We start from the raw sequence: 21,300 nt of genomic DNA, 5'->3' as shown, positions 1-21,300 counted from the left end.
CCGGGGCCTGGCCTACCCTCCGCTCCCGTGAGCGTCCGGTGCAGCCTCCCGTGAGCTACGCGCCCGAGACCGCGGCGCCCGTGCTGCTGCGGCGTGCGCGGACGGCGGACGTCCGCGGCATCAAGTCCCTGGTCGACTCGTTCGCCGACGACAACATCCTGCTGCGCAAGCCCCTGGTGACCCTGTACGAGACCGTCCAGGAGTTCCGGGTCGCGGTGCGCGGGCGCGACGTCGTGGGCTGCGGGGCCCTCCACGTGCTGTGGGAGGACCTCGCCGAGATCCGCACGATCGCCGTCGACCCCCGGATGCGGGGCGCGGGCGTCGGGCACGGCCTCGTGCACGAGCTGCTCGCCCAGGCCCGCGCGCTGGGCCTGCGCAGCGTCTTCGTGCTGACGTTCGAGGTGTCGTTCTTCACCCGGCACGGCTTCCGCGAGATCGAGGGCTCGCCGGTGACGCCCGAGGTCTACGCCGAGATGATGCAGTCGGCCGACGAGGGCGTCGCGGAGTTCCTCGACCTCGCGTACGTGAAGCCGAACACGCTCGGCAACACCCGCATGCTGCTGGACCTCTAGAGCAGGGCCGCGGCGAGGCCGAAGACCAGCGCGTTGTTGACGGCGTGGGCGATCACGCCCGGCCACACCAACCCGGCCGGGCCGTCGCCCGCCTCCCCCACCACGTCGAACCCGCCGGTGGCGCTGAGCACCGTGCGGAAACCGGTCCGGACGATCGGCTGGTCGTCCACCAGCAGCACCCGGATGCCCACGCGCGCATCGTGCCAGGACGCGCGGGTAACCGACCCGGTGTCCGAACAGACCACCGTCCTGCACGCCGACCGCCCCACCGACCGTCCCGACCGCGAGGCGTCCCGCGTCACCGTCGCCGTCACCGGCGCGACCGGCACCGTCGGCAGCGGCCTGGTGCCGCTGCTGGTCGACGACGCCCGCGTCGACGGCGTCGTCGGGGTGTCCCGGCACCCCGACAGCGGCTCCGGCGTCGACCGCCGCGCTGAGCACCGCCGCGGTGACGTCCGCGACCCCGACAGCCTCGCGACGGCGTTCCGCGGCGCCGACGTCGTCGTGCACCTCGCGTACGACATCACCGGCACCATCAACCCCGGCTCGGTGCACACCGTGAACGCCGAGGGCGCCCGCGGCGCCTTCCGCGCCGCGGTCGCCGCCGGCGCGCGCCGGTTCGTCTACGCCTCGTCCCTGGCCGCCTACGGCTTCTCCGACCGCAACCCGATCGGCATCCCCGAGAGCCACCCGCTCGGCGTCGACGACCCGTTCTTCTACGCCCGCGACAAGGCGCGCAGCGAGCAGCTGCTGGCCGAGGAGTCCGCGCACCACCCCGAGGTCGAGGTGCACGTGGTCCGCCCGAGCGGGGTCGTCGGGCCCGACCTCGAGGGCGCCAAGCTGCCCCTGCCCGGCCCGCTCGCCGCCCTCGGCCGCCGCCTGGTCGCCGCGGCCACGACGTACGCCCGCCTGGGGCTGCCGCTGGCCGTGCCGGCCTTCCCGCTCCAGCTCGTCCACCACGACGACGTCGGCGCGGCGCTGCTGCGGTGCGCGCTCGGCGACGGCCCGCCCGGGCCCTACAACGTCGCCGGCGACGGCGTGGTGACCCTCGCCCAGCTCGCGCGCGAGCTCGGGGCCCCGCGTGCTGGAGCTGCCCGCCGAGGTGGCCGAGGTGCCCTCGCGCGCGGCGATGACGCTGCCCCTGCCCCTGCCGCTGCAGTGGGTCGCGGCGACGACCTACCCAGCGATCATGGACACCACCCGCGCCAAGGAGGAGCTGGGCTGGCGGCCCCGCTTCACGGGCCTCGGGGCGTGGCGGGACACGGTGCGCTGACCTCACCCGGTGGCCGCCAGCAGGCGCGCCCAGCCGGGCTGTTGCTCGGCGCCGTAGTGGTGCCCGACCCCCGCCGGCGCGCCGACGGCGCCGAGCAGGTCGACCGACGTCTGCACGAACGAGACCACCGGCAGCCACGGCACCGGCACGGGGCGGTCCGGCGGCGCGACGAGCAGGCGCGGTGACCAGATCGCGGCCGGGTCGGTCGGGTGCGCGAGCACCTCGACCGGCCCGTCGGCCGCGACCGGCGCGGTCGGGGTGTCCGCCGGCGGCCCGACCCAGAACGCGCCGTCGGCCTGGTCGGGGTGCCGCGCCCACGCCTGCGCGCCGGCGAGCGCGCCCAGGCTCTCGCCGTGGAGCAGCACCCGTGACCCGGGCGGGCGTGCCCGGGCGACCGCCGCCAGCAGGGCCCCGGTCGTGGCGACGGCCTCGTCGCGGGCGGTCAGGTACGACACCCAGCTGGGAGCGTCGTCGTAGGCCAGCGCCACCGTCGCCACGTCGCCCCCGGTGGCCGCCTCGAGCGAGGCGAGCGACGCGGGGTCGACCCAGCCCGAGCCCGTCGGCACCACGACCACGAGGGTCCGCCGCGCGAGGCCGCCGAACGCCGCGAGCGCGCGCACCGCGGCGTCGGCCCGCCCCGCCGGCGTCCCCGGGCCGAGTCCGGCGGCGACGTGCACGGGGCGCACGGCGGGCGTCACGACCTCGGCAGGAGGGGACGGCCGGGACGGCGGCGAGGCCCCGGCGGGCACCACCGCCGCGGTCACCGCCAGCGCGAGCACCACGCCCCCGGCGGTGACCACACGCCGGCCGCGCCCGCCCCGACCGGCCACCAGGACGATCACCGTCGCGGCCACCACCATCGGCACCCAGCCCACGGGCGGCATGCCCAGCGCGACGCGGTGGGCGTCCTGCCCCCCGAGCGTCACCGCCACCCACGCGGCCGTGGCGACGACCAGCACCGGCCCCGGCGGCGCACCCCGCCACGCCCGGCCCGCCCACCAGCCCAGGCCCGCGAGCACCATCGACTCGGCGAGCTGGGTGACCAGGCCCCGCGGCAGCACGGGCGGGGCGGTGGACACCGCCAGCAGCAGCGCGGCGGGCACCGGGCGCCCGCTCACGCCGCCTCCCGTGCGAACGGGCCGTGCTCGACCACCGGGACGCTCCAGCCCTGCCGCCACGAGTTGGCGGCGACCGCGAGGTCGGCGACACCGGCCAGGACCCGGCAGGGCCCGGGGTGTGCCCCGGCGTCGCACGCGGCGACGAGGTCGTCGGCCAGCCGGCGGTCGAGGGCCGCGCGCGCCCAGGGCCCGAGGGTCCCGCCGCGGGCGGCGGCGTGGCGCAGCAGGTCGTAGCCGAGGTCGTGCGCCCGGCACGCGTCGTCGAACGCCGGCGGCAGCGGGACCGGCGACGAGCACGACCCCGCCGGGTCGAGGAGCCTGCCGCCGACCCGCGCGACCCGGTGCCGGGCGAGGAACGTGGCGGGCAGGGTCGCCTCGGCCCGGTCGGGGCCGGTGAGTTCCGCGACCGCGCGGGCCGACCCCGGGTCCTCGGGGCCGTGCTGGGCGACGGTGGGCCGCCCGGCCCCGCTGAGCAGCAGGATCGCGGCGACGGTGCCCGTCAGGGCGGCGAGGACGCGGCGGCGCCCGTCGGTGCTGGTCACGGGCCGGAACGCTCGCGGCCGGGGGCGTCGCCGGGCGTCGTGCCGCGGAGCCGTCGTCGTCGCGCACCCCGGGAGGTGCCGCGGGCCCCGCGTCGTACCCCGGGGGGAGGCCCCACCCGGGACCGTGGAGTGACGACACGGGGCCCACCGGCTCCTAACCTCCGGTGCCATGGCTGCGCGCGCGACGACCCGGTGGTCGCTGACGGGGCGGATCGCCCTGGCCGGCGTCCTGCTCGCGATCGCCTGGCCGACGTCGCTCGCCGAGCTGGCCGTCAGCCCCGCGACGGCCCTGCCCGTCGCCCTCGTCGCGTGCCTGCCCGTGCTCGTCGCCCCCGAGCACCCGCTGCGCGCCTGGGCGGCCTCGGCCCTCGGCGGCGTCCTCGTGGCGCTGGTCGTCGGGCCCGCGCCGGGGCACGCGCTCGGCGTCCAGGCCGTGTACCTCGTGGTCCTCGGCGGCCTCACCGCGCTCGTGGCGCTGCGCTGCGCGCCGTGGGCGGTGGCCGTGGCGGCGGTGAGCCCGGCGCTCGTGGTCGCGGCCGCCACGCGGTCCACGGAGGGCGTGGCGCTCGCGTTCTTCTGGACCCTGGTGCTGCTCGCGGTGGCCTCGCTGGTGCGCCGCGTGCTCGCCCAGCGGCGCGAGATCGCCGTGGTCGAGGAGCGGCGCGCCGACGAGGAGTCGCGCCGCGCCGTGCTGCAGGAGCGGGCGCGGGTCGCCCGCGACCTGCACGACGTGGTCGCGCACGCCATGTCGATGGTGGCGGTGCGCGCCGAGACCGCCCGCTACCGGCTGCCGGAGGTCGGCGAGACCGCCGCCGGCGAGTTCGCCGCGATCGGCGACGCCGCGCGCCAGGCGCTGACCGAGCTGCGCGGGGTGCTCGACGTCCTGCGCGCCGACGACCGCCCGGACGCCGCGCTCGCGCCCCAGCCGACCGCGGCCGACGTGGACGGCCTCCTCGCCGCCACCGCCGCGGCGGGCGTCGACCTCGCCGTGACCCGCACCGGCGAGGGCCCCGTCGGCCCGGCGACGGCGGTGTCGCTGTACCGGATCCTCGCCGAGGCGCTGGCCAACGCCTCGCGGCACGCGGCGGGCGCCCCGGTGACCGTGGCGCTCGACCACGCCGGCGACGCCGTGCACGTCCGCGTCGCCAACGGGCCCGGCCGCGACGCCGCAGGCCCCGGCTCGGGCCTGGGGCTGCCGGGCATGCGCGACCGCGCGGCGGCCGTGGGCGGCGAGCTGACCGCCGGGCCCGACGGCCCCGACGGCACCGGCGGCTTCGTCGTGGAGGCCCGCCTGCCGGCCGGGCGGGCGGCGGGTGTGCCCGCGTGACGCGGGTGCTCGTCGTCGACGACCAGGCCATGGTCCGGGAGGGCTTCGGGGCGCTGCTGGCCGCCCAGCCCGGGATCGAGGTCGTCGGGCAGGCCGCCGACGGCGAGGAGGCGGTCGCCGCCGCCGCGCGGCTGGGCCCGGACGTGGTGCTCATGGACGTGCGGATGCCGCGGCTCGACGGGCTCGCCGCCGCCCGGCGCATCCTCGCCCGCGACGCGGGTGTCCGGGTGCTGATGCTGACCACGTTCGACGTCGACGACTACGTCTACGAGGCCCTGCGCGCCGGGGCCAGCGGCTTCCTGCTCAAGGACGCGCCGGCCGAGGAGCTCGTGCGCGCGGTGCACGTCGTCGCCGGCGGCGAGGCCCTGCTCGCGCCGTCGGTCACGCGGCGGCTCATCGCCGAGTTCGCCACGCGCTCGGTGCCCGCCCGCGCCGTGTCCCGCCGGGTCGACGTGCTCACCGCCCGCGAGCGCGAGGTGCTGGTGCTCGTGGCCCGCGGCCTGTCCAACACCGAGATCGCCGGGCACCTCGTGCTCGCCGAGCAGACCGTGAAGACCCACGTCGGGCACATCCTGGCCAAGCTCGACCTGCGCGACCGCGTCCAGGCGGTCGTCCTCGCCTACGAGACGGGGCTGGTCACGGCGGCCCGCACCGACCCCTGATCAGGCCGGCTCGTCCGCGCTCGCGCTGTCGGTCGGCGGCGGCACGGGCGAGTCCGGGTCCGCGGCCGGTGCGGGCGCCGGCTCGCCCCGCAGCGACGCGAGCAGGTGGGCCAGCTCGTCGGGCTTGAACAGCACGTCGCGGGCCTTCGAGCCCTCCGACGGGCCGACGACGCCCCGGCTCTCGAGCAGGTCCATGAGCCGGCCGGCCTTCGCGAACCCGACGCGCAGCTTGCGCTGCAGCATCGACGTCGACCCGAACTGGCTGGTGACGATGAGCTCGGCCGCGGCGACCAGCAGCTCGAGGTCGTCGCCGATGTCGGCGTCGATCTCCTTCTTCTCGGCGGCGGCCTCGGTGGTGACCGTGTCGTCGTAGTCGGGCTCGGCCTGCTCCTTGCAGTGCTCGACGACCGCCGAGATCTCCTCGTCGGCGATGTAGGCGCCCTGCAGGCGGTTGGTCTTGCCCGCGCCCATGGGCAGGAAGAGCGCGTCGCCCATGCCGATGAGCTTCTCGGCGCCGGGCTGGTCGAGGATGACGCGGCTGTCGGTGAGCGAGCTGGTGGCGAACGCGAGCCGCGACGGCACGTTGGTCTTGATGAGGCCGGTGACGACGTCGACCGACGGGCGCTGGGTCGCGAGCACCAGGTGGATGCCGGCGGCCCGGGCCTTCTGGGTGATGCGGACGATGGCGTCCTCGACGTCGCGGGGGGCGGTCATCATGAGGTCGGCGAGCTCGTCGACGATCGCGAGGATGTACGGGTACGGGCGGTAGACGCGCTCGCTGCCGAGCGGCGCGGTGATCTCCCCCGAGCGCACCTTCCGGTTGAAGTCGTCGATGTGGCGCACGCGGTTGGCCTGCATGTCCGCATAGCGCTGCTCCATCTCCTCGACCAGCCAGGCCAGCGCCGTGGCCGCCTTCTTCGGCGAGGTGATGATCGGCGTGATGAGGTGCGGGATGCCCTCGTAGGGCGTCAGCTCGACCATCTTCGGGTCGATGAGGATCATCCGGACCTCGTCCGGCGTGGCCCGGGTCAGCAGCGAGACCAGCATCGAGTTGACGAAGCTCGACTTGCCGGAGCCGGTGGAGCCCGCGACCAGCAGGTGGGGCATCTTCGCGAGGTTGGCCGTGACCATCCGGCCCTCGATGTCCTTGCCCAGCCCGATGACCATGGGGTGGGTCTCGGCGCGCGCGGTCGTCGAGTTCAGGACGTCGGCGAGGCGCACCATCTCGCGGTCGGTGTTGGGCACCTCGATGCCCACCGCCGACTTGCCGGGGATCGGCGCGAGCAGCAGCACGCGGTCGGTCGCCGCCGCGTAGGCGAGGTTGCGGTGCAGCGCGGTGATCTTCTCGACCTTCACGCCGTGGCCGAGCTCGACCTCGTAGCGCGTGACCGTCGGGCCGCGGGTGAAGCCGGTGACCTGGGCGTCGACCTTGAACTGCTCGAGGACGCCGGTGATCGCCTCGATCATCGCGTCGTTCGCGGCGCTGCGGGCCTTCGGCGGGTCCCCGGGGGTCAGCAGGTCGGTCGGCGGCAGGTGGTAATCGGTCTCGACGTCGATCTCCCGGTGGGAGCTGAACGACGTCGCGGCGTGCGGGTCGGTCTCGGTCTCCTCGGGCGCCGCGACGGGCGGCGCCGGCGGCGCGGCGGCCTTCCGGGCGCGGGCGGCCGGCGCGGCCGCGGGCGGTGCGGCCGGCGCGGCGGGCGGGGTGACCGGCCACCCCTCGGGCGGGGTGGTCAGGTCGGGCACGGCCGCGGCGCCGCGCTCGCGGTGGCGCGCCGGGTGGGCGGCGGCGTCGGCCTCGGCGTCGGTCGCGTCGGTGCCGTCGGTGGCGTCGGCCTTGCGCCGGCCGCGGCCGCGCGGGATGGCGGTGGTCGGGGCCGTGCCGTCGGGGTCGTCGTCCTCGGGAGCGCGCTCCCCGTCGTAGTCGACGTCCTCCGGCCCGCCCCACTCGTCGTCGGGGTGCTCGCCGGTGACCAGGGCGCGCAGCCGCACGCCGACCTCGCGCACCGGGGTGCCGGTCAGCACGAGCAGCCCGTAGAGCCCGACCAGGACGAGCACGATGCCGGCGATCCAGGTGGTGACCCCGCGCGCCAGTGGGTCGGCGACGACCGCGCCGAGCACGCCCCCGCCGGCGCGGCGGGCGTCGAGGTCGCGGGGCCCACCCACGACGAGGTGCCAGACGGCGAGGACGGCGAGGCCGAGCAGCAGGCCGCCGACCACCGAGCGCGGGCGGGTCTCGGGCACCGGGTCGGTGCGCAGGAGGATCACCGCGACGCCGACCAGCACCACGGGCAGGACCAGCGCGGCCGCCCCGATCAGCGTGCGCAGGCCGACGTCGAGGCCGGTGCCGACGGGGCCGCCCGCGCCCCACCACACCCCGGCCGCGGTGAGCACCGCGAGCACGACGAGCGCCAGCGCCACGCCGTCGCGGCGGTGGGCGGCGTCGACGTCGCGGGCGCGCCCGAGGGTGCGGACCAGCGAGCCGAGGCCCCGCGCGGTGAGCACCCAGCCGCCGCGCAGCGCCCGGACGATCGGGCCCGGCCCGCTGCGGCGCGCCGGCGCGCGGCCGGCCGTCCTCCGGCCGCCGGAGCGTCCCTTCGCCGGGCGCCGCTGCTGGGGCGACCGGGTCGTGGTCTCGGACGCGGCCGCCCGGGAGCGCGGCGTCCGGCCACCCGTGATCGGGCGGCTGCGCGACGCGCGCTTGTCTGGTGTCTCGGTCCGCCCGGCCATGGGGTCACGGTAGCCCTGACGCCCCACGCGCCCCGGTAGCCACACGCGTCCCCGACAGGGTGTCTCCTGCCGCCGCGGTGTGCTCAGCGCTGCCCTCAGCGCTGCCCTCAGCCCCGCCCGCGTCCGGCCAGCTCGTCGTGCCACACCGCGGTCTTCGTGCAGTACTGCGGCGCGACCACGACGTCGCGCTCCGCGAGCAGCTGCTCGAAGCCCGCCACGGTGGCCGCCACCTCCGGCGGCTCGCAGCGCGTCGAGAGCTCGACCAGCTCGCGCCCGCTGGGGAAGCGGAAGTGCTCGAGGTCGGCGCGCCGCAGGCCCGGGGCCGCCGCACCGATCTTGACCCGGCGGACCACCAGCGGCCCGTGCACCGCCAGCTCGCTGAGCCGGGCGTCGTCCACGGGCTCGCTCCCGCCGCCGCACGCCCAGGAGCACTGGGTGGCCGAGAGCAGGTCCCGCGCCTTCGCCGAGCCGGCGATCACCGCCGCGGCCAGCGCGGCGTCGATCTCGCGGCGCACCTCGATGTCCTGCCACACGCCGCCGGGGACGACGTCGTACTCGACGCGCGCGCCCCGGGGGACGAACTGCTCCCGGACGGTGCCCGCGCGCCGCGCCGACACCGCGAGGTCGAAGCGACCCCGGGCGCGACGACGCAGGCGGACCTCCACGCCGGCGCGGAGCAGATCCAGGACCTCCGTGTCGAGCAGGTAGGTCTGGCGCACGCTCCAGGTCGGCGCGCGCCGGCCCGTCAGCGCCTCGGCCGCCGCACCCGCCGGCGGCGCGAGCAGCGCCTTGAGCTCGACGCTGTCCGCATGGGTACCGACCGTGGCGAGCCACGCGAGCGCCTCGGCCGATCCGAACCTGCCCAACCCCGATCGACCTCCCACCGGGCGGGGGCCGCACCCCGTCAGCGGCCTCGCCCACCCGGACCATAACCACGCCCTCGTGATCCAGGACACCTCGTCGGCCGGAACCTGGCCTGTCGGGCAGGGGTGCCGCGCACACCGGGTCCCCGCCGCCCTTTCCGGAGACCGGCACACGATCTCGACGATCACTCTGCGTGGTTCCTGCAGGCGAGATGGGTGACGGACGGGTGACCGGCGAGATCGACCCACGCCGACCCCGTCCGGCCCCTTGCCGCGGTCCGATCGGCTCCCTAGGGTCCCCTGTGGCTCAGCACACACCGTTCGACGGCCGATGACGGCCGGTCAACGTCGAGAACCGTGTGTCCTGCCGCCCAGCGGCCGACATCGTCGGCCCGACGGTCGAGAGACCCGTGGCGGCACCCCTGCGCGGAGCCGCCGTGTCCCTCGACGACACACGGCCAGGAGGAGCGCATGGGAGCACCCCGTCACGCCCCTGGCTCGACGACCGCCGACGCGCCCCGACCGGCGACGGGCCTGCGCCCGGTGCCGGCGTGCGGTCGGCGGACACGACTCCGGGGCGGCACGCCGCCGCGGGCAGGAAGGACACCATGAGGAGGTACGTCGGATGACGTCCACAGACGATCGAGCTGATCAGCTCCACGCCGCGGGCCTGGACGGGCAGAACCGGACCGCGCTGGGCCGGATGCTCGGCACCGGGAACGTCGGTCACGCCGAGGTGGGGGACGACGGCATCATGCGTGCCACGATCCGCATCCCGGAGGACGAGCTGGTCTTCGACCCGAGCATCGTGGTCTTCCCCCACGGCGGCGAGGTCGAGCTGACGCTCATCAACGATGACAAGAACACCCACTGCGCGGTGCTGCCGCACAACGGGGACCCGAAGATCATCTGGCTGGTGAACCACTCCAAGGGCACCGCCCGCCTGAGCCTGGGCGGACCCGGCACCTACTGGTACGGGTCGACGACCGGCAACGACGAGGGGCGCGGCCTGACCGCCGCCCTCGTCTTCGGTGGCGAGGTACCCGACTCGGCCAAGATCGACCGTCCCCCGCAGCCGCGTCCGTAAGGGAGCAGACATGACCGACTACGTCGACGCCGGCGAGGCCGTCGCCTTCCGGACCCTCAGCAACGTCAAGGGCCAGGCCCCGGCCATCCGGAACGTGGACTACGAGCGCATCCAGAACGCGCGCTCGGAGCCCGAGAACTGGATGACCTACTACGGCACCTACGACGGCCAGCGCCACAGCGCGCTGGACCAGATCAACAAGGACACCGTCAAGCGCCTCTCGCCGGCGTGGGTGTTCCAGGCCGGCTCGACCGGTATGCACTCGGGCGCCTCGACCTACTCGTTCGAGGCCTCCCCGCTCGTGGTCGACGGCGTCATGTTCGTGTCCGGCCCCGACGGCAAGGTCTGGGCGATCGACCCGACCACCGGCGAGGAGCTGTGGCGCTACAAGCACGCCTCCCCGTTCGACGTCTCGCTGTGCTGCGGCAACGTCAACCGCGGCGTGGCCGTGGGCCACGGCAAGGTGTACCTGTACACGCTCAACGCGCACCTCATCGCCCTGGACGCGCAGTCCGGCGAGCTGGTGTTCGACACGGTCAACGGTGACGTGCGCGCCGGCGAGAGCGGATCGGTCGCGCCCCTGCTCGTCAAGGACATGGTCGTCGTCGGCAGCGCCGGCGGCGAGTTCGGCCTCCGCGGCCACATGGACGCGTTCGACGCCGAGACCGGCGAGCGCCGCTGGCGCTGCTACACGGTGCCGAAGCCGGGCGAGCCCGGCTCGGAGACCTGGGGCGACGAGGCCGGCGAGGCGTGGCAGCGCGGCGGCGCGAACTGCTGGGTCACCGCTACGTACGACCCGGAGCTCGAGCTGCTGTTCCAGGGCACCGGCAACCCGGCGCCCGACTTCGACGGCGACGTCCGCCCGGGCGACAACCTCTACACCGACAGCGTCGTCGCGGTGGACGTGAACACCGGCACGATCCAGTGGCACTACCAGTTCACGCCGCACGACCTGTGGGACTACGACTCCACGATGGAGAACCTGCTGTTCGAGGGTCCGGACGGGCGCAAGCTGCTCGCCCACGCGGACAAGAACGGCTACTTCTTCGTGCTCGACCGCACCAACGGCGAGCTGGTCCGGGTCTTCCCCTTCGTCGACCGCATCACGTGGGGCGAGATCACGCCCGACGGCAAGGTCACGCCGAAGGTGTACCCGGACGAGGAAGGCGTCCCCGTGCACTTCTGGCCGGGGCCGGCCGGGGGCAAGGAATGGACGCACATGTCCTACAACCCCGCGACCGGGCTGATCTACGTGCCCGTCCAGGAGGTCGGGGCGACGGCGACCCGCCGGCGCCGCGAGTTCCGGGAGAGCATCCCCTACTGGGGCGCCGGTGTGGCCGTCGACCTCGACGACCACTACGGCTTCGTGGCCGCCATCGACCCGCTCACGGGCGAGGAGAAGTGGCGCTGGAACAGCGAGTACCCGATGTGCGCGTCGACGCTGACCACGGCGGGCGGACTCGTGTTCCAGGGCACGCCCACGGGTGAGCTCGTCGCCCTGGACGCCGACACCGGCGAGAAGCTCTGGTCGTTCCAGTGCGGCAGCGGGCACCACAGCAGCCCTTCGACCTTCTCGGTCGACGGCCGTCAGTACGTCGCCGTGCCGACCGGCTGGGGCGGCTGGGTCGAGGGCTTCCTGCCCGGCCTGCTCGGTGCGTCCGCCGGTGACGCGCTGTTCTGCTTCGCCCTGCCCGAGTAAGACCCCCCACAGACCCACGCCGGAGGACCGGCAGGAAGGAGGTGTCGCATGGACACCCGTATCGAGTGGGAGACGCCCGCGTTCGAGGAGATCGGTGTCGCCCCTGAGGTGACGATGTACGTCGCCCAGATGGACGACTGACCGACAGCACGTTCGCGAGGGGGCGCCGGACGGTCACCGTCCGGCGCCCCTTCGCGGTCCCGCTCCCCGGCCCCCGGAGATCCTGCAGGAGATCGCATGCCCGTCGAGCAGACAGAGGCGCCCCCCGAGGCCGTGCGCTGGCTCTGCGAAATGTGTGGGTTCATCTATGATCCCGAGGAGGGCGATCCCGACAGCGGCATCCCGCCGGGCACCCCCTTCGAGGACATCCCGGACGACTGGATGTGCCCGATCTGCGGAGCCGAGAAGTCGGACTTCCGGGCGTTGGAACCGGGTGAGTTCCCGGAGATGTGAGGTTGCAGCAAGAATGATCACCGGGTACGGCCACTTCGTCCAGCTCGCGGAATCGCTGCAGTGGGACGAGACCACGATCGACCTGACCGCCGACATCGAGTCCTGGCCGAAGCTCGAGCAGGAGGAGCACGACCAGGTCCTCGGGCTGCTCGCCGGGTTCTGCATCGGCGAGACGTCCGTCGCCACCCACCTCACGTCGTTCCACGCCGCGGCCACCACCGACGACCGCATGGCGGACGTCCTCCAGGCCCAGGCCCGCGACGAGGCCCGCCACGCCCGCTTCTTCGACCGGGTGGTGCGGGACGTGGCCGGCGTCCCCGGCGACAACATGACCCAGCGCGTCGACGCCCTGCGCGACCGCGTGAGCCCGGACCTCGTCGAGCTGTTCGAGGAGCGTCTGCCCGCGATGGCTTCCGAGGTCGCCGCCGACCACGACCAGCTCACCGCCGGTGTCGGGCTCTACCACATGATCCTCGAGGGCGTGGTGCTCACGGCGGGCCAGCACGCGCTGCTCGAGACGCTCAAGGGCTGCTCGGTCTCCATGCCCGGCACGCACAAGGGAATGGAGCTGGTGCTGCGCGACGAGCGCTGGCACATCGGTTTCGGGTCCCGCGTGATCCAGAGCGCCGACGTCGTCGACGAGCAGATCCAGGAACTGCTCACCGAGGGCGTCAAGGCGGCCCAGGCGTGGGGCGACCTCATCTCGGCCGACGACATCGCGAAGGTGGAGCACCTCCACGGGCGTCGGCTCAAGTCCGTCGGGATCAAGTTCTGGTGATCCCGTTCCCGCTGATGCGGACATCGCGCAGCGGGTAGGTTGATCGAATCGACGAGAGGAGGTGGCAACAATGGAGTCGCTGTCCATCTGGGAGACCCCGGAGTTCGAGGAGTTCGGTGTCGCCCCCGAGGTGACCATGTACGTCGCCCAGCTCGACGACTGACGAGTGACCGCGAGGGGCGCTCGGGGTCATCCCGGCGCCCCTCGCGCTCGTTCGGCCACCAGGATCCACCAGGGAGGTCCACGCGATGTGGCTGCGGGTGCTCGGCGCCGGCGCGGGCGGTGGCTTCCCCCAGTGGAACTGCGGGTGCCCGGGCTGCCGCGCCGTCCGTGACGGCTCCCGGCCGGCCACCCCGCGCACGCAGTCGTCCGTGGCCGTCAGCGCCGACCGGACGACGTGGTTCCTCCTCAACGCCTCCCCCGACCTGCGGGCGCAGATCGACGCCTGCCGCGACCTCTGGCCGCGGTCCGGGAGGGACAGCCCGATCGCCGCGGTGCTGCTCACCGACGCCGAGCTCGACCACACGATGGGCCTGCTCCTGCTGCGCGAGGGCCCGGGCGTCACGCTGCACGCCACCGACGCCTCGTTCGCCACGCTGACCGACGGCACCGGGTTCCTGCCCACGCTGGAGCGCTACACGCAGGTGGAGCGCCACCGGGTGGTGCCCGGCGAGACGGTCGCCCTCGGCGAGCGGCTGAGCTACCGCGCGTTCGACGTGCCGACCGTGAAGAAGGCGCGGTTCGGGGGCGGGGTGGAGGACGAGGGCCGCGTGGTCGGCTACCGGCTCACCGACACCGCGACCGGCCGCAGCGCGGTCTACCTGCCCGGCGTCCAGGAGGTCACGCCCGCGGTCCACGAGGAGCTCGCGGGCGCCGACGTCGTGCTCGTCGACGGCACCACGTGGACCGACGACGAGATGATCCGCCTCGGCCTCGCGTCCAAGACCGCCCGCGACATGGGCCACCTGGCCGTCGACGGCCCCGACGGGAGCCTCGCGGTGCTGTCCGGCCTGCGGGCCGAGCGCCGGATCTACGTGCACATCAACAACACGAACCCGATGCTGCTCGAGGACTCCCCCGAGCACGCCGCCGTCACCGCCCTCGGGGTGGAGATCGGCGTCGACGGGCTCGAGGTGGAGGTCTGAGGAGCGCATGACCAGCACAGTCAGCGGGACGCGTCCGGCGAACGGCACGGGCAACGGCGCCGGCACGGCCGTCGGCCCCGAGGCCCTCGTCGAGCGCCTGCGGTCCCAGGCGAACCGGTACCACAGCGAGCACGACTTCCACGTCCGCATGAACGCCGGCGAGCTCTCCCCCGAGCAGATCCGGGGCTGGGTGGCCAACCGCTTCTGCTATCAGGAGGCGATCCCCCGCAAGGACGCCGCGATCCTGCTCAACTGCCCCGACCGCGAGGTCCGGCAGCGCTGGATCCGGCGCATCACCGACCACGACGGCACCGTGACCGAGACGGGCACCACCGAGGGCGGCATCGAGGCCTGGCTGCGGCTCGGCGAGGCCTGCGGGCTCGAGCGCGCCGAGATCGAGGACGGGCGGCACATCGTGCCGGGCGTGCGCTTCGCGGTCGAGGCCTACGTGACCTTCGCGCGGACCCGCCCGTGGGTGGAGGCCGTCGCGTCCTCGCTCACCGAGCTGTTCGCGCCGGGCCTCATGGCCGAGCGCCTCGCGGCGTTCGAGGAGCACTACACCTGGATCGACCGCGACGGGCTGGACTACTTCCGTCGCCGCCTGCACCAGGCGCCGCGCGACTCGGAGCACGCGTTGGAGATCGTGGAGGAGCGCTGCCGGACCGCCGAGCAGCAGGACGCCGCCGTCGCCGCGCTGGCGTTCAAGAACGACGTCCTCTGGAGCATGATGGACGCGATCGATCGCGCGTACCCGGCGTGACCAGCACCGTTCCGCGCACCGGGCGGCCGCACCTCGCCCGGTTCGTCAAGATGCGCGAGGACCGGTCTCGCGGGCGGCACGTGCTGCTCGGTCCCGAGACCGTCGTCGTGCTCAACCCCACTGGCGCCGACATCCTCGAGCTGTGCGACGGCCACCGCAGCGTGGCCGACATCGTTGACGAGCTCGGCCGCCGCTACGACCGCGTCGTCGACGACGAGGTGACGCAGTTCCTCGCGCGCCTCGCCTCGCGACGCTGGGTGGAGATCTCCGATGCCACGAACCCCGATGACTGACGGACCGCTCGGCATCCTGGCCGAGCTGACCCACGCCTGCCCCCTGGCCTGCTCGTACTGCTCGAACCCGCTGGAGCTGACCAAGCGCTCCGACGAGCTGGGCACCGACGACTGGCGCCGCGTCCTCGACCAGGCCGCCGAACTGGGCGTGCTCCAGTGCCACCTCTCGGGCGGCGAACCGCTGCTGCGCCGCGACGTGGTCGACCTCGTCGCCCACGCGAGCGGCCTCGGGATGTACACCAACCTCGTCACCAGCGCGATCGGCCTCTCCCGACCGCGCGCGGAGGCGCTGCGCGAGGCCGGGCTCGACCACGTGCAGGTCAGCATCCAGGCCGACGAGGCCGTGCTCTCCGACCGCCTGGCCGGCATCTCGTCGTTCGACAAGAAGATCGAGGCCGCCCGGCTGGTCAAGGAGCTGGGCTGGCCGCTGACGCTCAACGTCGTGCTGCACCGGCAGAACATCGACCGGATCGAGGCGATCCTCGGCTGGGTCTCCGAGCTGGGGGCCGACCGCGTCGAGCTGGCCAACACCCAGTACTACGGCTGGGCCCTGGCCAACCGCGCCGCGCTCCTGCCGAGCCGCGAGCAGCTCGAGCGGGCGGAGACCGTCACGCGCGCGGCCCGCGAGCGGCTGCGCGGGCAGACCGACGTCATCTACGTCATCCCCGACTACTACAGCCAGTACCCCAAGCCGTGCATGGGCGGCTGGGGCTCCCGGCAGCTCGTCGTCGGGCCCGAGGGCGACGCGTGGCCGTGCCTCGCCGCCCACGAGCTCCCGCTGCCGCGGGCGAGCGTGCGCGAGCACGACCTCGCGTGGATCTGGGAGTCGTCGCCCCTGTTCTCGGCGTTCCGCGGCACCGACTGGATGCCCGACCCGTGCGCGAGCTGCGACCGGCGCGAGGTCGACCTCGGCGGGTGCCGCTGCCAGGCGTTCCAGCTCACCGGGGACATGCACCGCACCGACCCGGTGTGCGTGCTCTCCCCCGACCGCCACCTCATCGACGAGGCCGTGGCCGCCGCGAACGACCCCGACGCCCCCGCCTCTCCGGGCCCGGCCCGGGAGCCGGTGCTCGTGCCGATGCCGGCCCTGGTGTCCCGGCCCCACCGCGCCGACTGAGCCCTCGGGTCGGCGATGACCTGCGGTTTCGTCGAGCTACACCGCGTCACTGCCCATCGTCAACCCGTTGCGCACGGCCGTGTTCCCGATCACCATCGACGGGCGATCACCCGGTCGTGAAGCAGCTGAGGGGGCGGATACGTGATCCCGATCATCGAGTTCGTACTGGGCATCGCGGTGCTGGTGTACAGCGCCGAGAAGCTCATCGGCTACCTGGTCGGGGTCGCGAGCCGGTGGGCGATCTCCCTGTTCCTCATCGCTGTGGTCTTCACCGGCATCGAGTTCGACGACCTCGCGTTCGGCATCGTGCTCAACCTCGAGGACCTCAGCGAGGTCGCCCTCGGCACGGTCGTCGGCACCACGATCGCGATGACCGGGATCGTGCTCGCCGTCGCCGCGCTGATCGCGCCGAGCCCGGTGGACGTGCCGAAGAGCTACCTCGTCCTGTTCGTGGCCGCGCCGGTGGTGATGTACGCGCTGGCGCTCACGGGCGCGCTGACGGTCCTCGCCGGCGTCGGCCTGCTCGTGCTGTTCGTGGCGTTCGTCGGCTGGGTGGCCTACCGCGAGTACTCCGCGCGGCGCCCGGTGTGGCGCAACGCCGAGCTCTACGAGCAGCTCGAGAAGGCCGGGGTCGGGGCCGGCGGCACGGGCACGGCGACGCTGGTCCGCGGCGGCGGCGGCGGGGACGGCAGCGGCGGCGCGGGCGGGGACGCACCGGCCGGCGGCGGCACCGGCACCGGCACCGCGGGCGGGCACCGGAGCTTCGACCTGCCGGACGACCTGCGCGTCGACCAGGGCTTCCTCAAGGCCCGGCAGCTCTCGGCCGGGGGCAGCATCGCCCTCGCCGTGCTCGCGCTCATCGGGCTCGTGGTCGGCGCCGTCGTCGCCGGAGCGGGTACCGAGGGGATCATCGACGAGTTCGCCATCGAGGGCACGGTCTTCGGCGTCACGATCGCGACGCTGGCCCTGTCGCTCGAGGACATCTTCCTCACCGCGGAGCCCGCCCGCCGGGGCGCACCGGAGATCGGCATCGCGAACGTCGTCGGCAGCGTCGTCTTCTCGGCCACCGGCAAGCTCGGGATCATCCTGCTCGTCGGCGGGGCGATCACCGTCGACGACGACGTCCTGTCCTGGCACATGCCGGTGCTGCTCGTGATGACGGTGCTCGCCGCGATCTTCCTCGCCACCGGGCGGCTGCGCCGCTGGCACGGCGCCGTCCTGCTCGGCCTCTACGTCGCCTACTTCGCCGTGAGCCTGCTGGCCTTCGGCGAGGTCCCGGTCGACGACTGAGCCCGGCTCGACCCGCTGACCCGACCCGACCTGACCACAGGGGGCGATCTCGCCGTGTTGACGAAGGACCGGGTCGGGGCGGGGCTCGCGATCGCGGCTGCCGTCCTCGGGCTGGTGCTGGTGTTCAGCTTCCCGCAGGGCGGTGACGACGACGACGATGACGCCGCCCCCGCCACACCGCCGGTGGGCCAGGTCGTCCCGGCGCCCGGGCAGGTGGCCCCGGCGCCCGGCGGCCAGATCCAGCCCGCGCCCGGCGGGCAGGTCGAGCAGCCGGCGGCCCCGCCGCAGGGTGACGCCGACGGGGACGACGGTGACGGGGACGACGACGACTGACCAGGCTCGCCGCCTCCCCGGTCAGGACGCGTCCGACCAGTCGTGGTCGGGGATGGCGGCGCGCTCGGCGGGCAGCTCGAGGTAGTGGTCGAGGGCCGCGAGCAGCAGGGCCGGGTCGGTGTCGAGCCCGGCGGTGGGGAGCACGAGCACCCGCGGCGCGCCGGGACGGGCCGCCGTGCCCCCGGCGAGCCGGTCGTGGAGCCGCGACGCCGGCCACGGCGGGCGCAGCCCCGCGACGTCGAGTGCGATCCTCCGTGGGCGCCCGGTCGGGTCCTCGACGCCGTGTGACCGCACCGCCCGGACGGTCCCCCACGGGATCTCGAGGCGCACGCGACCGGCCCGGACGACGACGGCGTCCGCCGTCAGGGCCATCGAGCGGTGCGCGAGGCTCCGGGCGAGCAGCACGCCCGCGACCGCGCCGACCACGACGACGCCGCCGGCACCCTCGGCGACCGTCGCCGCCGACCCCGACCGCACGCCGTCGAGCGTGGTGCCCGCCGCCCAGAGCACCACGCCGAGCGCGCCCAGCCCGCCCGCCGACGAGCGCCAGGCGTCGTGGCGGGCGACGAGCGCCCAGCGCGGCGTGCCCGCCCCGGCCGCGGCGAGGTCGACCAGGCGCGGCCCGACCCCGCGCGGCGCCGGGAGGCAGGCGACGCCGATGGCGCCCGCGACCACGCCGGCGCCCACCAGCAGCGCGGCGCCGGAGAACGTCGCCTCGCCGCCCACGGCGCGCAGCACGCCCACGAGCCCCGCGACCACGAGTCCGGCCGTGAGCAGCCCGCAGAGCACCGCGACCCGCGGGCGGCTCACCGGACGCCGGCCAGCAGGAGCACGGCCGTGGTCACGCCCGCGCCCACGACGAGCCCGGCCGCGACCTGGGCGAACGTGTGCGCGCGGAGCACGATCCGGGCCCAGCCGACCACCGGCACCGCCAGCCAGCTCAGCGCCCACCACGGGCCGCCGAGCAGGGTGAGCACCGACGCGGCGGCTGCGACCACCGCGGTGTGGAAGCTGACCTTCCACACCAGCGTGATGGCCGTGGCGACCGCGACGGTGACGAGCACCGCGACCTGCAGCGCCGTGATCTCCCGCGGCGCGCCGGCCACGAGCAGCACCACCACCCCGGTGGCCACCGACAGGGCCGCGAGGCCCAGCGGCACCGCCCGCTGCTCGCGCTCGCGCAGGTGGTGGTCGGTGTAGCGGCCGGCGCGCACCCCACGGTCGACGATGAACGCCGGGATCACCACGGTGAACAGCATCCCCACCAGCGACCACGCCACCCCGGCCGGGCCGACGGCCAACGCGCCGACCACCGGGTAGAGCACCGCCAGCAGCAGGGTCGGCGACGTCGCCGTCGTGACGAGGCGGGCGGCGTGCACCTAGACCGGCAGCACCGTCGGCACGATCATCGGGCGGCGCCGGTAGGTCTCGCCGACCCACTTGCCGACGACCCGCCGGACCGCCTGCGCGATGCGGTGGGTGTCGACGATGCCCTCGGCCTCGGTGCGCGAGAGCTCCATCTCCACCAGGGCGACGACGTCCTCGAGCGCCTTGGGGTCGTCGGAGAAGCCCCGCCCGGAGATGCGCGGCGGCGCGACCGCCCGGCCGGTGGCCGCCTCGACGGCGACGGTGATGGCGATGAAGCCGCCCTCGCCGAGCACGAGACGGTCCGAGAGCGTGGACTCGCCGACGTCGCCGACCTGGTTGCCGTCGACGTAGACGTGGCCGACCTCGACGCGGCCGACGATCGACGCGTGCTTGTCGACGACGTCGACGACGACCCCGTCCTCGGCGATCACCACGTTCTGCACGCCGGTGCGCCGCGCGATCTCGGCGTTGGCGCGCAGGTGGCGCCACTCGCCGTGCACGGGCATGACGTTGCGCGGGCGCAGCGCGTTGTAGAGGAACATCAGCTCGCCGGCGCTCGCGTGGCCCGAGACGTGGACCTTGGCGACCCCGGAGTGCACGACGTCGGCACCGAGCCGCGTCAGCCCGTTGATCACCGCGAACACCGCGGTCTCGTTGCCGGGGATCAGGCTCGAGAGCAGGACGACGGTGTCGCCCGGGGTGATCGTGATCTGGCGGTGCTCGCCGCGCGCCATGCGCCCGAGCGCCGAGAGCGGCTCGCCCTGCGACCCCGTCGAGACGAGCACGACGTCGCGCTCGGGCATCGAGAGGGCGTCGTCGAGGTCGACGAGCAGGCCCTCGGGCACGCGCAGCAGGCCGAGGTCGGTCGCGATGCCCATGTTGCGCACCATCGAGCGGCCGGTGAAGCACACCTTGCGGCCGTGCTTCTCGGCGGCGTCGAGAATCTGCTGGACGCGGTGCACGTGGCTGGCGAAGCACGCGACGATCAGCCGGGTCGGGGCGTCGCGGAAGACGTTGTCGATCACCGGGGCGATGTCGCGCTCCGGGGTGACGAAGCCCGGGACCTCGGCGTTGGTGGAGTCGACCAGCAGCAGGTCGACGCCCTCGTCGCCGAGGCGCGAGAAGCCGGCCAGGTCGGTCAGGCGCCCGTCGAGGGGCAGCTGGTCGAGCTTGATGTCGCCGGTGTGCAGCACGGTGCCGCCCGGCGTGCGCACGGCGACGGCCAGCGCGTCGGGGATCGAGTGGTTGACCGCGAAGAACTCGCAGTCGAACGAGCCGTGGTGGGCGCGCTGGCCCTCGTGGACCTCGAGCAGGTGCGGCGTGAGGCGGTGCTCCCGGCACTTGGCGGCCACCAGCGCGAGCGTGAACCGCGAGCCGACCACCAGCAGGTCCGGACGCTGGCGCAGCAGGAACGGCACGGCGCCGATGTGGTCCTCGTGCCCGTGGGTGAGCACCAGGGCGTCGACGTCGTCGAGGCGGTCCTCGACGGCCCGGAAGTCGGGCAGGATCAGGTCGACGCCGGGCGAGTCCTCGGACGGGAACAGCACGCCGCAGTCGACGATCAGCAGCCGGCCGCCGTACTCGAGCACGGTCATGTTCCGGCCGATCTCGCCGATGCCGCCCAGCGCGACGACGCGCAGCGCCCCCTCGGGCAGCGGCGGCGGCGTGCCCTCGGAGCCCGGCACCGACGCGGTCGGGACGCCGGAGCCGCGGGCGCACTCGTGCTCGACGGCCGGGCTGCCGGAGGGCGCCGAGGGTGCCGGCGGCGTCGACGGTGCTGACGACGGGGTCGCCGGGCCGCCGCCTCCGCGCGACGGGTCGGGGCGGCGGGCGGTCGAGCGGCTCATCGCTTGGTCCCCGGGTGGAGACGCGGCAGGCGGGTGGTGATCG

At 74.8% G+C, this 21,300-nt stretch carries 23 protein-coding genes and 1 pseudogene; 16 read left to right on the top strand and 8 right to left on the bottom strand.

The window, feature by feature from the left end:
• The first annotated feature begins 50 nt into the window (after positions 1-50).
• The gene (locus ACQPX6_RS10910) at positions 51-572 is read left to right on the top strand and encodes an amino-acid N-acetyltransferase (RefSeq protein ID WP_433787318.1); all 522 of its coding nucleotides are present in this window, start codon (positions 51-53) and stop codon (positions 570-572) included.
• Here the strand turns inward: ACQPX6_RS10910 and ACQPX6_RS10905 are convergent.
• Complete coding sequence (locus ACQPX6_RS10905; RefSeq protein WP_433787317.1) at positions 569-763, bottom strand: response regulator transcription factor; 195 nt, start codon at positions 761-763, stop codon at positions 569-571. The two genes, ACQPX6_RS10910 and ACQPX6_RS10905, sit on opposite strands and share 4 nt — an antisense overlap.
• Between ACQPX6_RS10905 and ACQPX6_RS10900 the strand changes: the two are divergent.
• A pseudogene (locus tag ACQPX6_RS10900) lies at positions 756-1,397 on the top strand (NAD-dependent epimerase/dehydratase family protein); the annotation flags it as partial. The gene ACQPX6_RS10905 and the pseudogene ACQPX6_RS10900 sit on opposite strands and share 8 nt — an antisense overlap.
• 450 nt (positions 1,398-1,847) lie before the next feature.
• On the opposite strand, the gene ACQPX6_RS10895 reads toward ACQPX6_RS10900, so the two are convergent.
• Both ACQPX6_RS10895 and ACQPX6_RS10890 read right to left on the bottom strand, forming a co-directional pair.
• Positions 1,848-2,963, bottom strand: a complete 1,116-nt coding sequence (locus ACQPX6_RS10895; protein ID WP_433787316.1) for an alpha/beta-hydrolase family protein — start codon at positions 2,961-2,963, stop codon at positions 1,848-1,850.
• On the bottom strand, positions 2,960-3,505 hold the full coding sequence (locus ACQPX6_RS10890) for a hypothetical protein (RefSeq protein ID WP_433787315.1): 546 nt from the start codon (positions 3,503-3,505) through the stop codon (positions 2,960-2,962). Before ACQPX6_RS10890 ends, ACQPX6_RS10895 begins: the two co-directional genes overlap by 4 nt.
• Before the next feature lie 169 nt (positions 3,506-3,674).
• Here ACQPX6_RS10890 and ACQPX6_RS10885 point away from each other — a divergent pair, with 169 nt between their 5' ends.
• Both ACQPX6_RS10885 and ACQPX6_RS10880 read left to right on the top strand, forming a co-directional pair.
• Positions 3,675-4,832: a sensor histidine kinase gene (locus ACQPX6_RS10885; protein ID WP_433787314.1), complete on the top strand. Its 1,158-nt coding sequence runs from the start codon at positions 3,675-3,677 to the stop codon at positions 4,830-4,832.
• Positions 4,829-5,494 (top strand): response regulator, encoded by a 666-nt coding sequence (locus ACQPX6_RS10880; RefSeq protein ID WP_433787313.1) that lies wholly within the window; start codon positions 4,829-4,831, stop codon positions 5,492-5,494. Before ACQPX6_RS10885 ends, ACQPX6_RS10880 begins: the two co-directional genes overlap by 4 nt.
• On the opposite strand, the gene ACQPX6_RS10875 is transcribed toward ACQPX6_RS10880, so the two are convergent.
• Positions 5,495-8,224, bottom strand: a complete 2,730-nt coding sequence (locus ACQPX6_RS10875) for a DNA translocase FtsK (RefSeq protein ID WP_433787312.1) — start codon at positions 8,222-8,224, stop codon at positions 5,495-5,497. It lies immediately after the preceding gene.
• 107 nt (positions 8,225-8,331) lie between these two features.
• Entirely contained in the window at positions 8,332-9,090 is a 759-nt protein-coding gene (locus ACQPX6_RS10870) for a hypothetical protein (RefSeq protein WP_433787311.1), read from the bottom strand.
• A gap of 622 nt (positions 9,091-9,712) precedes the next feature.
• On the opposite strand from ACQPX6_RS10870, the gene ACQPX6_RS10865 reads away from it, so the two are divergent.
• The 12 genes from ACQPX6_RS10865 to ACQPX6_RS10810 all read left to right on the top strand — a co-directional run bounded on the left by ACQPX6_RS10865 (position 9,713) and on the right by ACQPX6_RS10810 (position 18,042).
• Positions 9,713-10,174, top strand: coding sequence for an MSMEG_3727 family PQQ-associated protein (locus ACQPX6_RS10865; RefSeq protein ID WP_433787310.1), 462 nt, complete (start codon positions 9,713-9,715; stop codon positions 10,172-10,174).
• 10 nt (positions 10,175-10,184) lie between these two features.
• Entirely contained in the window at positions 10,185-11,873 is a 1,689-nt protein-coding gene (locus ACQPX6_RS10860; RefSeq protein WP_433787309.1) for a PQQ-dependent dehydrogenase, methanol/ethanol family, read from the top strand.
• 48 nt (positions 11,874-11,921) lie between these two features.
• A complete protein-coding gene (gene pqqA, locus ACQPX6_RS10855; RefSeq protein WP_433787308.1) occupies positions 11,922-12,014 on the top strand; it encodes a pyrroloquinoline quinone precursor peptide PqqA in 93 nt (30 codons plus the stop codon).
• A 96-nt stretch (positions 12,015-12,110) separates the two neighbouring features.
• Entirely contained in the window at positions 12,111-12,326 is a 216-nt protein-coding gene (rd, locus tag ACQPX6_RS10850) for a rubredoxin (protein ID WP_433787307.1), read from the top strand.
• Positions 12,327-12,339: 13 nt separating this feature from the next.
• Positions 12,340-13,104 (top strand): ribonucleotide-diphosphate reductase subunit beta, encoded by a 765-nt coding sequence (locus ACQPX6_RS10845; protein ID WP_433787306.1) that lies wholly within the window; start codon positions 12,340-12,342, stop codon positions 13,102-13,104.
• A 70-nt stretch (positions 13,105-13,174) separates the two neighbouring features.
• Positions 13,175-13,267 carry a pyrroloquinoline quinone precursor peptide PqqA gene (gene pqqA / locus ACQPX6_RS10840; protein WP_116706252.1) on the top strand — a complete coding sequence of 31 codons (93 nt, stop codon included), beginning with the start codon at positions 13,175-13,177 and terminating at the stop codon, positions 13,265-13,267.
• Positions 13,268-13,352: 85 nt separating this feature from the next.
• Positions 13,353-14,249, top strand: coding sequence for a pyrroloquinoline quinone biosynthesis protein PqqB (gene pqqB / locus ACQPX6_RS10835; protein WP_433787305.1), 897 nt, complete (start codon positions 13,353-13,355; stop codon positions 14,247-14,249).
• A 7-nt stretch (positions 14,250-14,256) separates the two neighbouring features.
• The gene (gene pqqC / locus ACQPX6_RS10830; RefSeq protein ID WP_433787304.1) at positions 14,257-15,009 is read left to right on the top strand and encodes a pyrroloquinoline-quinone synthase PqqC; all 753 of its coding nucleotides are present in this window, start codon (positions 14,257-14,259) and stop codon (positions 15,007-15,009) included.
• Complete coding sequence (gene pqqD, locus ACQPX6_RS10825) at positions 15,006-15,302, top strand: pyrroloquinoline quinone biosynthesis peptide chaperone PqqD (RefSeq protein ID WP_433787303.1); 297 nt, start codon at positions 15,006-15,008, stop codon at positions 15,300-15,302. Before pqqC ends, pqqD begins: the two co-directional genes overlap by 4 nt.
• On the top strand, positions 15,295-16,419 hold the full coding sequence (gene pqqE / locus ACQPX6_RS10820) for a pyrroloquinoline quinone biosynthesis protein PqqE (RefSeq protein WP_433787302.1): 1,125 nt from the start codon (positions 15,295-15,297) through the stop codon (positions 16,417-16,419). The genes pqqD and pqqE overlap by 8 nt, the downstream gene beginning before the upstream one ends.
• Positions 16,420-16,560: 141 nt before the next feature.
• The gene (locus ACQPX6_RS10815; protein ID WP_433787301.1) at positions 16,561-17,709 is read left to right on the top strand and encodes a sodium:calcium antiporter; all 1,149 of its coding nucleotides are present in this window, start codon (positions 16,561-16,563) and stop codon (positions 17,707-17,709) included.
• 54 nt (positions 17,710-17,763) lie between these two features.
• The gene (locus ACQPX6_RS10810) at positions 17,764-18,042 is read left to right on the top strand and encodes a hypothetical protein (protein ID WP_433787300.1); all 279 of its coding nucleotides are present in this window, start codon (positions 17,764-17,766) and stop codon (positions 18,040-18,042) included.
• A gap of 21 nt (positions 18,043-18,063) precedes the next feature.
• On the opposite strand, the gene ACQPX6_RS10805 is transcribed toward ACQPX6_RS10810, so the two are convergent.
• The 3 genes from ACQPX6_RS10805 to ACQPX6_RS10795 are packed head-to-tail and all read right to left on the bottom strand — an operon-like array spanning position 18,064 to position 21,257.
• Positions 18,064-18,852 (bottom strand): hypothetical protein, encoded by a 789-nt coding sequence (locus ACQPX6_RS10805; protein WP_433787299.1) that lies wholly within the window; start codon positions 18,850-18,852, stop codon positions 18,064-18,066.
• Entirely contained in the window at positions 18,849-19,421 is a 573-nt protein-coding gene (locus tag ACQPX6_RS10800) for a hypothetical protein (protein WP_433787298.1), read from the bottom strand. Before ACQPX6_RS10800 ends, ACQPX6_RS10805 begins: the two co-directional genes overlap by 4 nt.
• Entirely contained in the window at positions 19,422-21,257 is a 1,836-nt protein-coding gene (locus ACQPX6_RS10795; protein WP_433787297.1) for a ribonuclease J, read from the bottom strand. It abuts the gene before it with no gap.
• Positions 21,258-21,300: the final 43 nt, after the last annotated feature.

The organism is Actinomycetospora sp. CA-101289 (assembly GCF_050955895.1).
Classification (GTDB): Bacteria; Actinomycetota; Actinomycetes; order Mycobacteriales; family Pseudonocardiaceae; genus Actinomycetospora.
The sequence above is the reverse complement of the archived record's forward strand: the minus strand, read 5'-3'. Positions and strand labels throughout refer to the sequence as shown.